The organism is Massilia sp. BHUDP2 (genome assembly GCF_046236355.1).
Classification (GTDB): Bacteria; Pseudomonadota; Gammaproteobacteria; order Burkholderiales; family Burkholderiaceae_D; genus Telluria; species Telluria varians.
The window spans coordinates 198,753-214,536 of sequence record NZ_JBJUVW010000001.1; the positions used below are offsets into that span (position 1 = coordinate 198,753).

General features: G+C 67.1%; 13 protein-coding genes. 8 read left to right on the forward strand and 5 right to left on the reverse strand.

Annotation, left to right across the window (positions count from 1 at the left end; genetic code table 11):
* Positions 1-50: 50 nt before the first annotated feature.
* From ACK6C6_RS00905 to ACK6C6_RS00915, 3 genes are read right to left on the reverse strand one after another with little or no spacing between them, the layout of a single operon-like run.
* Complete coding sequence (locus ACK6C6_RS00905; RefSeq protein WP_409265423.1) at positions 51-1,865, reverse strand: glycoside hydrolase family 28 protein; 1,815 nt, start codon at positions 1,863-1,865, stop codon at positions 51-53.
* A gap of 7 nt (positions 1,866-1,872) precedes the next feature.
* Entirely contained in the window at positions 1,873-3,099 is a 1,227-nt protein-coding gene (locus tag ACK6C6_RS00910) for a DUF4861 family protein (protein ID WP_409265424.1), read from the reverse strand.
* A gap of 23 nt (positions 3,100-3,122) precedes the next feature.
* Positions 3,123-4,538, reverse strand: a complete 1,416-nt coding sequence (locus tag ACK6C6_RS00915) for a glycoside hydrolase family 105 protein (RefSeq protein WP_409265425.1) — start codon at positions 4,536-4,538, stop codon at positions 3,123-3,125.
* 168 nt (positions 4,539-4,706) lie between these two features.
* Between ACK6C6_RS00915 and garD the strand changes: the two genes are divergently transcribed.
* From garD to ACK6C6_RS00955, 8 genes are all read left to right on the forward strand, one after another.
* Entirely contained in the window at positions 4,707-6,248 is a 1,542-nt protein-coding gene (garD, locus tag ACK6C6_RS00920) for a galactarate dehydratase (RefSeq protein ID WP_409265426.1), read from the forward strand.
* Positions 6,249-6,267: 19 nt separating this feature from the next.
* A complete protein-coding gene (locus ACK6C6_RS00925) occupies positions 6,268-7,086 on the forward strand; it encodes an NAD-dependent epimerase/dehydratase family protein (RefSeq protein ID WP_409265427.1) in 819 nt (272 codons plus the stop codon).
* 15 nt (positions 7,087-7,101) lie between these two features.
* On the forward strand, positions 7,102-7,977 hold the full coding sequence (locus tag ACK6C6_RS00930; RefSeq protein WP_409265428.1) for an aldose 1-epimerase: 876 nt from the start codon (positions 7,102-7,104) through the stop codon (positions 7,975-7,977).
* On the forward strand, positions 7,974-10,409 hold the full coding sequence (locus ACK6C6_RS00935) for a family 43 glycosylhydrolase (RefSeq protein WP_409265429.1): 2,436 nt from the start codon (positions 7,974-7,976) through the stop codon (positions 10,407-10,409). The genes ACK6C6_RS00930 and ACK6C6_RS00935 overlap by 4 nt, the downstream gene beginning before the upstream one ends.
* A gap of 56 nt (positions 10,410-10,465) precedes the next feature.
* Entirely contained in the window at positions 10,466-10,843 is a 378-nt protein-coding gene (locus tag ACK6C6_RS00940) for a cupin domain-containing protein (RefSeq protein ID WP_409265430.1), read from the forward strand.
* Between the two features lie 22 nt (positions 10,844-10,865).
* Complete coding sequence (locus tag ACK6C6_RS00945; RefSeq protein ID WP_409265431.1) at positions 10,866-11,240, forward strand: GFA family protein; 375 nt, start codon at positions 10,866-10,868, stop codon at positions 11,238-11,240.
* 79 nt (positions 11,241-11,319) lie between these two features.
* The gene (locus ACK6C6_RS00950) at positions 11,320-12,618 is read left to right on the forward strand and encodes a TonB family protein (RefSeq protein WP_409265433.1); all 1,299 of its coding nucleotides are present in this window, start codon (positions 11,320-11,322) and stop codon (positions 12,616-12,618) included.
* A 56-nt stretch (positions 12,619-12,674) separates the two neighbouring features.
* Positions 12,675-13,031, forward strand: a complete 357-nt coding sequence (locus ACK6C6_RS00955) for a translation initiation factor Sui1 (protein ID WP_209587222.1) — start codon at positions 12,675-12,677, stop codon at positions 13,029-13,031.
* Positions 13,032-13,035: 4 nt separating this feature from the next.
* Here ACK6C6_RS00955 and ACK6C6_RS00960 read toward each other — a convergent pair whose 3' ends face one another.
* Together ACK6C6_RS00960 and ACK6C6_RS00965 are read right to left on the reverse strand one after the other, a co-directional pair.
* Complete coding sequence (locus tag ACK6C6_RS00960; protein ID WP_209587223.1) at positions 13,036-13,830, reverse strand: YdcF family protein; 795 nt, start codon at positions 13,828-13,830, stop codon at positions 13,036-13,038.
* Between the two features lie 72 nt (positions 13,831-13,902).
* On the reverse strand, positions 13,903-15,744 hold the full coding sequence (locus ACK6C6_RS00965; RefSeq protein ID WP_409265434.1) for a glycoside hydrolase family 28 protein: 1,842 nt from the start codon (positions 15,742-15,744) through the stop codon (positions 13,903-13,905).
* Between the last annotated feature and the right edge of the window lie 40 nt (positions 15,745-15,784).

A 15,784-nucleotide genomic window follows, 5' to 3' on the forward strand; every position in this document is an offset into this window, starting at 1 on the left:
TGGTCAGGCCAATTCAAATAAATACATGAACCGGCCTGACCTCTCCCGGATTAGGGATTGCTGGACGACAGGGTCGTGTTGTAGAGCTTGCCGCCGATGGTGACCTGGTCCAGGGTGATGCCGGTGGCGTTGTGCAGGAACCAGGGCTGGGCCGCGTTCTTCGGCGTGCCGAAGTCCGAATCGCTGATGCGCATGCGCTGGATCGGCAGGATCGGGGTGCCGGCCGGTCCGTTGAAGCTGGACGCCACGGGCCCGAGCAGCACGAAGGCCTGGTAGCACGAGAACTTGCCGGAGCCGGTGTCCACGTTGCCGGCACGGACGCCGCTGATGACGATGTCCGACACCTGCGGCGGCCGGGTGCGCACCGCGTCGTCGCCCGGCACGTAGTCGCAGTCGATGGTGATGATCGCGCCCGCGGTCGAGGCCACCGGCTGGGTGATTTCCTTCGCACCCGGCAGCGGCTTGTACATCATCGGCTCGATCCTGACGCCGTTCGGCAGGGTGACGTCGCGCACGTACAGGTGGCGCAGGAAGCCGCCCCGGTTCATGTTGGTCTTCAGGCGGATTGCGGTGTTCAGCGGCTTCTTGGCCCAGTGCATGTTGCGGAACTCGAGCTGCTGCGCATACACGTGCTCGATGCCGCCGGCCATCTCGCTGCCCAGGGTCACGCCGCCGTGGCCGCTGTTCATGATGCAGCGCTGGATCACGATGTTGCGGGTCGGGCCGTGTTGTGTGTCGCGGTTCTTGCCGGCCTTGATCGCGATGCAGTCGTCGCCGTTGTTGAAGGTGCATTCCTCCACCAGCACGCCGTCGCAGGCTTCCGGGTCGAAGCCGTCGCTGTTCGGGCCCAGGCTTTCCATGTTCACGCCGCGCATCGCCAGGTCGCGGCAGTTCACGGGGTGGTGCAGCCAGAACGGCGCCGCATTCACCTGGTAGCCCTGCAGCAGCACCTTGCTGCAGCCGATGAATTCGATCATGCAGGGGCGCAGGAAGTGACCGTGGCCGAACACGCGGCGCGCCACCGGCACGTCCGCTTCCGACAGGGCCGGCAGGTAGCGCGAATCGGTCTGCCAGCCTTCGCCCTGGATCAGAGCGCGCTGCGCTTCTAGCAGGTTCGGCGCCACCTTGTCCAGCGACAGATTGGCCGGGTTCGCTGCGATCTCGGTGCGGGTGCGTACCGGCGTGCCGCGGCCTTTCCAGTCCCACCAGCACTCGTCCGGCTTGTCTTCGAAAGGCACGCCGCCCTGGCCGTTCAGGATGCTGGTCCAGTCGGCGCCGGTGAGCGCGATATTGGTCTGGTTGTGCGCATAGACCAGCGGCGAGTAGTTCAGGACGTCGTTGCCCTGCCAGCGCGACAGGGTCAGCTTGCCGTTGGCGCCGCAGTCGAATTCGCCGTGGCGCGCATAGTGTTCCGGATTGGCCGAGAAATGCACGCGCGCGTTTGCAGCCAGGTGCACGTGCACGTTCGAGCGCAGCACGATCGGGCCGGCGCAGTACCAGTCGCCGGCCGGGATCACGACCCGGCCGCCGCCCTTGGCGTGGCAGGCCGCGATGGCCGCCGTGATCGCCGGATAGGCGTCGGGCGAGCCCTTGGCCGGGGTGCGAAGTACGCCGTTGACCAGGGACGCGGTCTGTCCCTTGACCTCGACCATCGAGCAGGGCTTGGCGCCGAAGGCCGTGATCGGGAAGTCTTCCTCGCGGAAGCGCAGCGGGGTGGCGAAGCGCGCGACGATGTCGGCGGCGCGCTGCCACGGATCGCCCGCGGTCTTGTTGCTGGAGGAGGTGGCGCAGCCGGCGCCGGCGAGCAGCAGGCCGGCGGCGGGAACGGTGCGCAGCAGGGCGCGGCGGCGGGGCTGGAAGCGCATCGTCACCTCACTTGCCCGACTTGGCCGGGTTTGCGAGGATCACGCGCACCGGATTGCCGTCGCGCGCAGCGGTGTCCTGCGCCAGGCGCTGCCACTGGGCGAGCGTGGTGACGTCGCCGGCGCGGCTCCAGGCGCCGCCGGCGTAGTAGCGCAGCGGCTTGCCGGAAGTGGCCTTGGCCAGGATCAGTTCGTTCAGCTTGTCCTCGGTGAAGCCTTCCGCGCCCGGCAGCACCACCGCGGTGCCGAAGGCGCCATTGCTCTTCTGCTCGATCCACTGCAGCAGCACCGGACCTTCGCGCTTGACCGCGATGACCGGGTCCTGGCCCTTGTCGCTCGGGTTCTTGTTCAGGCCCACGGCCACCGTGATCGGCTCATTGCCTTCGAACTGGAAGGTGCTCTCGATGCGGTCCAGCTGGCGGCCCGCGTCGACGGTGAAGCGCTTGACCTCGCTGACCGGCTTGCCGGCCGCATCCCAGGCGGCATAGTGCAGCTCGAAGACCGCGCGCACCGGGCCATTGGCCAGCACCTTCCACGAGGCGTAGTTCACGCTGGTGTACAGCTGCTTGCCGTCCCACACGCCGGTGCCGCCGGCGCCGCGCGACTTGCCGACCTGGTACATGTCCATGCCCTCGCCCTCGTCCTCATGGTAGTGGTCATGGCCCTTGTTGTACCAGCGGTCGATGATCGGGTAAGGCACGCGCTTGAACCACAGGTCCAGGCCGCTCGTCACCAGCACTTCCTTGTTCATGCCGGCCGGCGAGGGGGCGGCCAGGGCCGGGCCATAAGTCCGGTGCGCAACCTTGTCGTTTTCCCAGGCGAAGTCGTCGAGGCGTTCCTGCACGTAGCGGGCATAGGCCTTCTGGGCGAACACCGGCGCCACCGTGTCGATCTTCTCGACGGTGAAGCTGGCGCTCTTCTCGCCGGGGGCGAAGCTGTGCTGGAACAGCAGCTCGCCGTAGGCGATGCCCTTGTTCTCCGGATCCTTGGACAGCGGCGCCACGTTGGTCACCTGGTAGGGCAGCACGCGGCCCTTGGCGTCCTTCACGGCGATCTTCTGGATCAGGGCGCCCGGCAGGGCGGCGTTGACCTCGCTCCAGGGGATCGAGATGGTCTCGGACGGACGTGCGATGGACAGGTCGTGCTGCACGGTCACTGCCAGTTTGTCAAAGGCGTAGGCGTTCAGCGATGCGGCGCTGGTGGACAATGCGGCCGCTGCAAGGATCAGTCGTTTCATGGCTTCACTCGATGATGAACGCATCATTGCTGATGCTTGTTGTAGTCGGTCTTGCCCCCTTTGGGCACGTAATGATACGTGCGAACCTTGTGCTGGATATCGATAGCCGGGTTATTGATCATCTTGATGATCTCGGCGCCGGCCAGCAGCGTCGGGCCGTAGCCGTGCAGCGCGTGCGCGCTGGTCGGACGGTTGTAGTAATAGACCATGTCGCCGGCGAGGGTGGTGCCGACGCAGGTGCCTTCCACTTCACCCTTGGCGGTGATGCGGGTCGACAGGCCCACCCAGCCGGCCTGCGCGATCGAGCCGTAGGTGGTCGGGCTGACCCAGCCCTGGTTGACCGCGTGTGCGATCACGTAGGTGAACATGGCGCTGGCCGAGGTCTCGAGGTAGGAGTCGTTCCGGTCGATCATCTGGTGCCACAGGCCGGTGCCCGACTGCAGTTCGGCGATGCCCTTGATCGCGGCGCGCAGCTGGTTCAGCACCGGCTGGTAGCCCGGGTGGTCCTTCGGCAGCACGTCGAGCAGGTCCGACATGGCCAGCACCGCCCAGCCGTTGGCGCGCGCCCAGTAGAAGCGCGGCGCGTCCGGATGGTTGGCGTGCCAGCCGTGGGTGTACAGGCCATTCTGCGGGTTGAACAGGCGCTTGCTCATGCCCATGACGTTGTTGACGGCGTCGTCGAAGTGCTTGCGATCGCCCGTCATGCGGCCCATCTCGGCCAGCAGCGGGATGCTCATGTACATGTCGTCGCCCCACAGCGACACTTCCTGCGGGCGCTTGCGCGCCATGGTGCCGTCTTCCAGGCGGAACTGCTTGTTGATCACCCAGTCGCTGCAGGTGTCGATCATGGGCTTGAGGTCCGGGCCGACCTTGGCCGCGCGCGCGCGGATCAGGGCGGCGCACATCGAACCGGAATCGTCCAGCGAGTGCGGAGCGAGGAAGCGCGCGAAGCTGTTGGCCCGGTCGAGCTGGAACTTCTGTTCCTGGGCGCGGAAATAGGGGAGGGTCTGGGAGAAGAACTGGAAGTGGCGCTGGCTCATCGCCGTGAAGCTCTTGTCGCCGGTCGCTTCGGCTGCCTTCAGGAGGCCCGAGTGGACCACGCCCATCTCGTACACCTGGATGCCGTAGTCGCCCGCGCTGGGTTCGAAGATGGCGTCGGCGTTCGGCGTCTTCAGGTCGGTGATCTGGTCGCCGGTCTTCCTGTTGATGATGCGGGTCGGCGTTGCCTGGTCCATGTAGCCGCGGATCGCCTTGAGCTGGGCCGTCACTTCCGCCACCACCGGCTTCTTGTACGGCACCGGATAGGTGCCTTCGGAGTGGTCCAGCAGGTTCTTGTTGTCGGTGTTGCGGTAGTGGCCACCCTGGGCCAGGGCGGGGCCGCAAGCGAGTGCGCAGCCAAGAACGGTGGCAAGCGAGGCTGCCATCAAGGTCGTCTTCATATGTCTCCAGTCGGGCGGATTTGTCTGACTTATACGTCTAGCTACTATCTGACTACTTATTGGTCAGGCCATTCTAATTTGGTCCGACCAAAATAGCAATGTGGACTAGCCACTGCCCGAAATTGTATGGCATACTGAAAAAGAACCTACCGACCAAGGCACCACACCATGAACACCCAAGTTCCGCGCACAATCCGCATGCAGGCCAGCGACAACGTCGCCATCGTCGTCAACGACGGCGGACTGCCCGCGGGCACCGTTTTCCCGGACGGCCTGACGCTCGTCGAAGGGGTCCCGCAGGGGCACAAGGTGGCACTGGTGGACTTCGCCGATGGGGACCCGGTCACCCGCTACGGCGTGATCATCGGCTATGCCAACGGCGCGATCCCGCGCGGCAGCTGGGTGTCGGAGCGCGTGCTGCGCATGCCCGCGGCCCGCTCGCTCGACGACCTGCCAATCGGCACCCATGCGCGCCCGGTCACCGAAGCGCTCGAAGGCTATACCTTCGAGGGTTACCGCAACAAGGACGGTTCGGTCGGTACCCGCAACATCATGGCGATCACCAGCACCGTGCAGTGCGTCTCGGGCGTGATCGACTACGCGGTCAAGCGCATCAAGGAAGAGCTGCTGCCGCGCTACCCGAACGTCGAGGACGTGGTCGCGCTCGAGCACGTGTACGGCTGCGGCGTCGCGATCGACGCGCCGGGCGCGGACATCCCGATCAAGACCATCCGCAACCTCTCCAAAAACCCGAACTTCGGCGACCACGTCATGGTCGTCAGCCTGGGCTGCGAGAAGCTGCCGCCGGCACGCCTGTTCCCGGCCGGCTCGATCCCGATCGGCAACGCCGAACCCTCGGTCATCACCCTGCAGGACCAGCAGCACGTCGGCTTCATGTCGATGATCGACAACCTGATGCAGACCGCCGAGAAGCACCTGGCGCTGCTGAACGCGCGCCAGCGCGTCACTTGCCCGGCCTCCGACCTGGTGGTCGGCGTGCAGTGCGGCGGCAGCGACGCCTTCTCGGGCGTGACCGCCAACCCGGCCGTCGGTTTCGCCACCGACCTCATCGTGCGTGCCGGCGGCGCCGTGATGTTCTCCGAAGTCACCGAGGTACGCGACGGTATCGACCAGCTGACCGCGCGCGCCGCCACCCCGGAAGTGGCCCAGGCGATGGTGCGCGAGATGCAGTGGTACGACGATTACCTGGTGCGCGGCGGCGTCGACCGTAGCGCGAATACCACGCCCGGCAACAAGAAGGGCGGCCTGTCGAACATCGTGGAAAAGGCCATGGGCTCGATCGTCAAGTCGGGCACCACGGCGATCACCGGCGTGCTGTCGCCGGGCGAGAAGCTGCAGCAGAAGGGCCTGATCTACGCCGCCACCCCGGCCAGCGATTTTATCTGCGGCACCCTGCAGATGGCGGCCGGCATGAACGTGCACATCTTCACCACCGGCCGCGGCACCCCCTACGGCCTGGCGGCGGTCCCGGTGATCAAGGTGGCCACCCGCACCGAACTGGCGAACCGCTGGCACGACCTGATGGACGTGAACGCCGGGCGCATCGCCAGCGGAGAGGCTAGCATCGAGGACGTGGGCTGGGAGCTGTTCCGCCTGATCCTCGACGTGGCCAGCGGGCGCAAGACCTGGGCCGAACACTGGAAACTGCACAATGCGCTGGCGCTGTTCAATCCTGCGCCGGTGACCTGAAGAATGAGGAGTTTTAGCAATGACTGAAGCAGCAAAGGGCAAGCCCTTCAAACGCATCCTGCTGACCGGCGCCGCCGGCGGCCTCGGCAAGGTGCTGCGTGACCGTATCAAGCCCTGGGCCGAGGTCGTGCGCCTGTCCGACGTCGCCGACATGGGCGAAGCGCGCGAGGGCGAAGAGATCGTCCAGTGCGACCTGGCCGACAAGGAAGCGGTACTGAAACTGCTCGAAGGCGTGGACGCCGTGCTGCACTTCGGCGGCATCTCCACCGAGAAGCCTTTCGAGCCGATCATGCAGGCCAACATCCTGGGCGTGGCCAATTTGTATGAAGCCCTGCACAAGGCCGGTACCAAGCGCGTGATCTTCGCCAGCTCGAACCACGCGATCGGCTACCACCACGTCAACACCGTGCTGGACGCGGAGTCGCCGACCCGCCCGGACAGCTACTACGGCCTGTCGAAGGTCTTCGGCGAGCAGATCGCGCGCTATTACTTCGACCGCTTCGGCATCGAGACCGTCTGCATCCGCATCGGTTCGAGCTTCCCGGAGCCGGCCAACAAGCGCATGATGAGCACCTGGTTCTCCTACGACGACCTGACCGAGATGCTGCGCTGCTCGCTGTTCGCGCCGCGCGTCGGCCACACCATCGTCTATGGCATGTCGGACAACGACAGCGTGTGGTGGGACAACCGCCTGGCCTCGCACCTGGGCTACAAGCCGAAGGACAGCTCGTCGAAGTTCGCCCACCTGTTCCCGGACACCTCCGAGTTCCCGGCCAAGGACGACGTCACCACGATGTACCAGGGCGGCAAGTTCCTGCTCGACGGCCCGCAATACTGATCGGTGACCAGAGCCGTGCTGGAACGCCTCACACTGCGTAACGAGCGCCTGCTGGCCGAGATCGTTCCGCAGATCGGGGGCGGCCTGGCGCGGCTGGACTGGCTGGACGGCGACCAGGCGCGGCCCCTGCTGCGCGGCTTGCCGCCTGAGGTCAACGACACGCCGCTGCCCGGGCAGCTGGCCTGCTTCCCGCTGCTGCCCTGGTCGAACCGGATGGCGCCCTCCGGCTTTGCCTTCGAAGGCCAGCGCCACGTGCCCGCGCCGAACCGGGCCGGAGAGCCTTGCCCGATCCACGGCGACGGCTGGCAGCAGCCCTGGCGCGTCGCCGCCCACCACGATGCTTCACTGACTTTAAGCCTGGACCGCTGGGACGCGGCGCCCTTCGCCTATACGGCCGAGCTGCACTACATCCTGGACAAGGATGCGCTGGTGGTGGAGCTCAGCGTGCGCAATGCGGGCCGTAGTGCGCTGCCCTTCGGGATCGGCCTGCATCCCTGGATGCCGGATCCCCAGGGCGCCCGGCTGGAAGCCGGCGCCAACAGCGTGTGGATGGCCGGCCCCGACAAGCTGCCGCTGATGCGCCAGGACATCCCGCCCGAGTGGCGCTTCGACAGCCCCGCGCCTTTGCCCCAGAACGGCGTCGACAACGTATTCGAGGGCTGGCACGGCGCCGCCCGCGTCACCTGGCCGCAACGCGGCCTTGCACTGGAGGTACAGGCCGACATGGATTACTTCATCCTCTACGTTCCGCCGGGACGCGATTTCTTCTGCTTCGAACCGGTGGACCACCCGATCAATGCGCACAACCTGCCGGGCTATCCCGGCCTGACGGTGCTGGCGCCGGGCGCGAACTTGCGCCGCCGCTGCGTGTTCCGGGGAGCGGCGCTGTGAGGCGGGCTCCTCTCGGCCTGCTGCTGGCACTGACGGCCACTGCGGCCTTCGCCCAGGCGCCGTACAACGCCGACACCACCTACCGCAAGCTGGTGCGCGACTATCCCGACATCCGCATCGCCAGCGCCGAGGCGCCTGCCCCGGTCCAGGTGCGCAAGGACCTCGAGTATGCGCGGCGCGGCGACCTGTCCCTGGGGCTCGACCTCTACCTGCCCGGCCCGGGCGGCAAGCCGGCGCCACTGGTGATCCTGGTCCACGGCGGCGGCTGGGGCACCGGCGAGCGGACCAACATGGCGCCGCTGGCGGCGCGCCTTGCCGCACGCGGCTACGCGGCCGCCACCGTCAGTTACCGTTTGTCCGGACAGGCGCGCTACCCGGCCGCGATCGAGGACGTGAAGGAAGCCGTGCGCTGGCTGCGCAAGGGCGCGGGCAGCCATGGCATCGACCCAAACCGGGTTGCGATCGCCGGCGGCTCGGCCGGCGGCCAGATCGCCGCGCTGGTCGGCATGCTCGAGCCGCAAGCCATCCGTGCGGTGGTCAACATCGACGGCCTGTCCGATTTCACCTCGGAGGAAGCGCGCAGGCACGAGGACGATCCGAAGAAGAACCCCTCCGCGGCCGGCGCCTGGTTCGGCGGCCGCTACGCCGAGAAGGAAGCGCTGTGGCGCGAGGCTTCGCCTATCAATCATGTGGGCAAGAACAGCCCGCCGGTACTCTTCATCACCAGCAGCGTGCCGCGCTTCTCGGTGGGACGCGAGGCGATGGCGGCCAAACTGGCCTCGTACGGCATCCATTCGGATACCGTGGCGCTGGCCGGCACGCCGCATTCGTTCTGGCTGTTCGATCCCTGGGTGTCGCCCACCGTCGACGCGATGGCGGCGTTTCTCGAGCGCGTGCTCGGCCCCGTGCCGGCACGCGCGCCGTGGTCGCCCGACCTCGGCGACGGCCGCTACCGCAACCCGATCCTGCATGCCGATTATTCCGACCCGGACGCGATCCGCGTGGGCGACACCTACTACATGGTGTCCTCGAGCTTCGCCAACGCGCCCGGCCTGCCGCTGCTGGTCTCGAAAGACATGGTCAACTGGGAGCTGCAGGGCCATGCGCTGCCCCAGTTGGTGCCGGGTGCGCAGTTCGCCGCGCCCCAGCACGGCAAGGGCGTGTGGGCCCCGTCCCTGCGCCACCACGACGGCAAATTCTGGATCTTCTATCCCGACCCCGACAACGGGATCTACGTCACCACCGCGAAAGACTTCAAGGGTCCCTGGAGCACCCCGCACCTGCTCCTGCCGGGCAAGGGCATCATCGATCCGGCTCCGCTGTGGGACGAGGACGGCAAGGCTTACCTGATCCACGCCTGGGCCAAGAGCCGGGCCGGCTTCAACAATGTGCTCACGCTGCGCAAGATGGCGCCCGATGGCCGCAGCCTGCTCGACAGCGAAGGCAAGGTGGTCATCGACGGCGACAAGCTGCCCGGCTACCGCACGCTGGAGGGACCGAAGCTGTACAAGGCGAACGGATATTACTACGTGTTCGCGCCGGCGGGCGGCGTCGAGCATGGCTGGCAATCGGTGTTCCGCTCGCGCAGCATCGAGGGCCCGTACGAGTCGCGCATCGTGATGGAGCAGGGCGCGACAAGCATCAACGGGCCGCACCAGGGCGCCTGGGTCAGGACGCCGCAGGGCAGCGACTGGTTCTTCCACTTCCAGGACAAGCGCGCCTACGGACGCGTGGTGCACCTGCAGCCGATGCGCTGGAACGACGGCTGGCCCTTGATCGGCGAGCCGTCGAGCAAGCCGGGCGTGGGCCAGCCGGTGACCGAACATGCCAAGCCGGTTCCCGGCAGCTTCGTCCGGCAGGTGCCGGCAACGAGCGATGAATTCGATGGCAAGGCGTTGGGTGCGCAGTGGCAATGGGCAGCCAACCCGGATTCCCGCTGGTATGCGCTCGACGCCCGTCCGGGCCATCTGCGCCTGTTCGCGCAGCCGGAGATGCCGGTACGCTCGCTGCCCTCGGTGCTGACCCAGAAGTTCCCGGCGCCCGCCTTCGGCGTCACCGCCAAGGTCGACCTGCACGCGCAGCGCGACGGCGACCAGGTCGGTCTCAGCACGATGGGCCTGGCCAGCCAGTGGTTCGGCCTGCGCCGCGTCGAAGGCAAGCCGCGCATGGTGCTGGTGCGCTGTGCTCAAGACGGCAAGTGCGTCGAGGAGCTGGGCGCGGAACTGCCGGGCTTCGCTGCCCACCTGCGCATGCACGTGACGGCCGGCGCCCGCGTCGCCTTCTGGTACAGCGCGGACGGCCTGCGCTACACGCAGCTCGGTGCGCCATTCGACGCCACCATGGGCCGCTGGGTCGGGACGCAGGTCGGCCTGTTCGCGACCGGGGCGGCGGGCAGCTTCGCCGATATCGACTACCTGCGCATCACCCCTTGAGCCCGCCTCGCGGGTGATAGTATTGGCAGAATTCCGCTCTCGACGAAGGAGCCGTCATGCCAATCGACCCGCAGCAGACCTATGTCCACCTCGCCGACGATGGCCTGGCACGCAGCGTGCCAGGCGAATCCTTCTGGCAGCTGCCCCCAGCCGAACTCGATGCCTTCGGCAAGGGCTGGCTGGTCAGCGAATTCTCGTTCACGCAAGACTGGCCGAGCTGGGAAATGCACCCGCACGGCGACGAATTCGTCTACCTGCTCGCAGGTCACGTAGAACTGCTGCTTGAACGCGACAGCGGGGTGGAGACCATCGTGCTGGAGGGCAGCGGCGCCGTCGTGGTGCCGCGCGGCGTCTGGCATACTGCCCGGGTGCGCCAGCCGAGCCGCATGTTGCACGTCACGCGCGGCGAAGGGACCGAGAACCGGCCGGCCTGATCCGGACTACGAGGAGACCAGCATGTTACGAGGAAGCTGCCTGTGCGGCGCCGTTGCCTACCAGGCGACCGGCCCGATCGAGAGCGCCAGCCACTGCTATTGCACCATGTGCCAGAAACAGCATGGGGCGGCCGCCGGCACCTATGCCAACCTTGCCCGTGCCGGCTTGCGCATCGAACGCGGCGAAGAGTTCATTACCGAATACGCCTCGTCGAGCCACGGCCGGCGCGCCTTCTGCCGGCAATGCGGCTCCACCCTGTTCTGGCGCAGCGAGCAGTCGCCCGAGCGCATTGCGGTCACCCTCGGCACGCTGGACGCACCCTTTACCGATCCGGTCGACATCGAACTGCACACCAATACCAAGCCGTCCTGGCTGCCGGTTAGCGGCGTGCGCTGACCGGTGGGGCGCCTGCGGCCAGGCCGACAGGTGACAATGCGTGTATGTGTAGCACCGCGCGATGCCGTACATTCCAGGCATGAAGAAGCTCATCCTCTCCCTGGCCGCTGCCGCGGCCATCCTTCCCGCCCAGGTGCTTGCCGCCCGCCTGCAGGACCCGCAGCAGCTGATGGCCATGGACCTGAATGCCTGCGGGCGCCCCGTCTATCCCGCCGCCGCGCTGGCGCAGGGCGCCGGCGGCAAGACGACGGTCGAAGTGCTGATCGGCGAACTGGGGCGCGCGAACGATGTGCGCGTGTACACGTCCAGCGGCAGGGAAGACCTCGACAAGGCCGCACTCGATGCGGTGCGCAACTGCCACTTTCATGGCGTGCAAGCCACGGGCCAGGCGCCGACCGGCTGGCTCAAGACGCAATTTGTCTGGATACCCGGCGGGGCGCAGAAGACGCAGGCGCAGGACGCGGCGCTGCTCGCCGGCACCAGGAAGCGTGCGGAAGCGGGCGATCCGGTCGCCCAGAATACCTTGGGCGCCTGGTACCAGCACGGCACCCACGTCGAAGCCGATCCCGCGCAGGCCGCCGCCTGGTACCTGCTGGCGGCGCAAGCCGGCAATGCATTCGCGCAGAACAATCTCGGCGTGCTGTACTACCGTGGCCTTGGCGTGCCGTATGACCAGAAACAGGCGGTCTACTGGTACGCGAAGGCGGCGGAGCAGGGGCACGGCTGGGCCCAGGCCAACCTGGCGTGGGCCTATCAGTACGGCACCGCGGGAGAGCTCGACATGGACAAGGCCTTGTCCTGGCTGACGCGCTCCGCCGAGGGCGGATTGGCCGAGGCGCAGATGCGCCTTGGCCTGCTGGGAATGCAGCGCGCCGTCTCCGACGAGGAGCGCACGGCGGCAGTGGCCTGGATCGCACGCGCCGCGGCGCAGGGCGATGCGTCAGGCCTGGTCCATCTCGGCCGCAGCTTCGAACTGGGTCTCGGGAACGTGCAGGACGACGTGCAGGCGGCGGCGCTGTACCGCAAGGCCCTTGGCCGCAGCGAAGGGCGCGCCGAGCTCGCCCTGGGCAAGCTGCTCGTATCGGGCCGCGTAGTGCCTGCGGATGCGGAAGAAGCGTCCAGGCTGTTCCAGAAAGCGATGCAGGGCCGACTTCCGGAGGCCTACCATCAATACGGGCTGATCCTGGAACAGAACGGCGATCTCGACCTGGCAAGGGCCATCTTTCTCCTGGGCGCGAAGATGGGACATTGCGATGCCGCGGTGAAGTACGTCGAGATGCAGCCGAACCAGGAAACGTCGGCCGGCGACATCGACGCCGCTTTCGCGCTGCGCGCGCAGTGGTGCAGGACCCGTCCAGCTGCGCCGCCGCAGCTTTGAGGAGCCGATGCTGCTACACTCGTCCCCCCGATTTCACAGATATTCTTGAGCAGAACATGAAGAGCAGTTCGAACAGCGGCCTCGTCTATTCCACCGAGAGCGGCCGCATGTGCCCCGCATGCCGCAAGTCCGTCTCGGCCTGCGAGTGCAAGGCCCGGGCCGTGGTCAAGGGCGACGGCGTGGTGCGCGTCTCCCTGCAAACCAAGGGCCGGGGCGGCAAGAGCGTGACCATCGTCAAGGGCCTCGCACTCGATGCCACCCAACTGGCCCAGCTGGGCAAGCAGCTGCGCACGGCATGCGGTTCCGGCGGCACCGTGAAGGATGGGGTGATCGAAGTGCAGGGCGAGCACTGCGAGCTGATCATGGAAACGCTCAGGAAGCTCGGCCACCAGCCGAAGCGGGCCGGCGGCTGAGCGCTCAGCGCTCGGGGGCCTGCGCGCCGCCCGCGCGCAGACGGTACCAGCCCAGGCCGATCAGTTCGTACATGGCATACCAGGAACGGCGCAAGCCCTCGGCACTGGGCACCCAGGCGTGGATGCTGCGGGCCTGGCCGGTGAAGAACATGGTCGGTGCGTCGACCACCTCGACCCCGGCGCGTTCGAACGCGGCGCGGGCGCGCGCCATGTGCATGGCATCGGTCACCAGCAGGACACGCCGGACCTCATCCGCGCGCAGCAGCGCGGCGCTGTAGGCGGCGTTTTCCGCGGTATCGCGCGAGCGTGCTTCGACCCATTGTACCGGCACGCCGAAATCCTCGCGCAAGGCGGTCGCCATCGCATCGGCCAGCGAATAAGCGCGCTCACCGGCGGGCGGCTTCCCGACGGTGCCGCCGCTGACCAGGACGGGCAGCTTCGTGCGCCGCTGCAGGTGGGCTGCGTAGCGCAGGCGCGCCAGGGCGGTGACATCGGGGATGTCGCGGCCGCCGTACTCGGGGGCATTACGCAGCCGTCCGGCCCCGAGCACCACGATCGCCTGGGCGCCGGCGCGTTCGGGCGCGTGCAGGGGCGCGGTCATCCGCTCCAGCGGCGTGACGAACAGCTCGGCCACCTTCGGCATCGACAGCAAGGCCAGTAGCGCCAGCCCGGTTCCCGCAAGACTGCGGCCGATGCGCGGCCAGCGGCGCCATAGCGCGAGGCCGATCAGGATCAACAGGAACAGGTTGGCGGGAGGAAGAATCAGGCTGCGTGGGATGGCGTTGATCAGGTCGAGCATCGGTGTCGGCTAGGAAGCGGTGGCTGTCAGTCCGACATCCTAGCTCATCCTGCACCGAAACCGGTGCAGGCTTCAGGCCTGCAGGGTGGTGTTGTAGACCTTGCCCGCGATGGTGACCTTGCTCAGCTTGACGTTGCGGACGTTGTAGATGAACCAGGGCTGGTCCGCGTTCACCGGGGTGCCGAAGTCGCAGTCGGTGATGGTCACGTCGCGGATCGGCAGGATGTCGACCGGCTTGTCGCCGTTGTAGTCGAAGGCGACCGGGCCGAGCAGGAGCAGCGCCTGGTAGCAGGAGCGCGGGCCATTCTCCGTGGCGACGTTGCCGACCCTGACGCCGGAGATGTGGATGTGCTCCACGCTAGGTGGGCGGGTGCGCACGTTGTCGGCGTTCGGCGCGTAGTCGCAGTCGAAGGTGATCACGGCGCCGGCTCCGGCGCCGACCGACTTCGGCTTGATCGGCGAGCCGGGCAGCGGGGTATAGAACTGCGGCTTGAGGTTGACGCCGTTCGGCATGGTCACGTTGCGCACGTAGAAGTGGCGCAGGAAGCCGCCGCGGTTCATGTTGGTCTTCAGGCGGATCGCGGTGTTGAGCGGGTCGCTTGCCCAGTGCGTGTTGCGGAACTCGATGTCCTGCGCATATACGTGCTGGATCCCGCCCGCCATCTCGCTGCCCAGCGTGACGCCGCCGTGGCCGCTGTTCATGACGCAGTTCTGGATCACCACGTTCTGGGTCGGGCCGAACTGGGTGTCGAGGTTCTTGCCGGCCTTGATCGCGATGCAGTCGTCGCCGCTGTTGAAGGTGCAGCCGTCGACCAGCACGGTGTTGCAGGCTTCCGGATCGAAGCCGTCGCTGTTCGGTCCCATGCTGTCCATGTGCACGCCGCGGATCTCGACCTTGCTGCAGTTGACCGGGTGGTGCTGCCAGAACGGCGTCTGGTTCAGCTGGTAGCCCTGCATCAGCACATTGGTGCAGCCGATGAATTCGACCATGCAGGGGCGCAGGTAGTGGCCGCGGCCGAACACCCGTTTCGCGGCCGGCACGCCCGCTTCCGACAGCGTCGGCAAGTAGGCTTCGTCGGTGCGCCATTTGTCGTTCTTGCCCTCCATGAGGGCGACTTGGGCGTCGTTCAGATTCGGGGCCACTGCCCGGATCGAGGAGGGATTGAGCGGGTTGACGGCGATCTGCGTGCGCTGCGGGTTGGGCGCCTTTCCTGCCACGCCCTTGCGCTTGCCCTTCCAGTCCCACCAGGTCTCGCCATCGGCACGCGGCACGCCGCCCTGGCCGTCGAGGATGCTGGTCCAGTCTTCGCCGGTGAGGGCGATGTTGGTCTGGCCGTAGGCGTAGACCATCGGCGAATAGTTCAGGCAGTCGTTGCTCTGCCAGCGCGAGATCACCAGCTTGCCATTGGGTCCGCAGTCATACTCTCCGTATTTGGCGAAGTCTTCCGGATCGTTGCTGAAGTAGACGTGGGCGCCCTTGGCCAGGTGCACGTTGACGTTGGATTTCAGGACGATCGGTCCCTTCACCAGCCAGTTACCGGCCGGGATCACGACCCGGCCGCCGCCCGCCGCGCTGCAGGCGGCAATGGCCGCCGCGATCGCCGCGTAGCAGTCATGGGCGCCCGGCGCCGGGGTGCTGAGCTTGCCCTCTTCGTGGTCGGCCACGTAACCCGTCACCATGACTGCTTCGCAGGGCTTGGCGCCATAGGCGGTGATGGAAAAGTCGCGCTTGGGGAAGACGAGCGGCTTCCTGAACCCGTCGATGATGCTTTGGGCGCGCGCCCAGGGATCGTCTTGTGCCACCTTGGCTCCTCCGCTTGCGGCGAGCGACGGTCCCACAGCCAGGCCGGCCACCGATGCCGATGCAGCATACAGCAGCGAACGGCGTTGCGGATTGATGTGTCGCTTAGTCATGGTGATTCCTTTATTTGCCGGCGCCGGCATGCGCGCATAG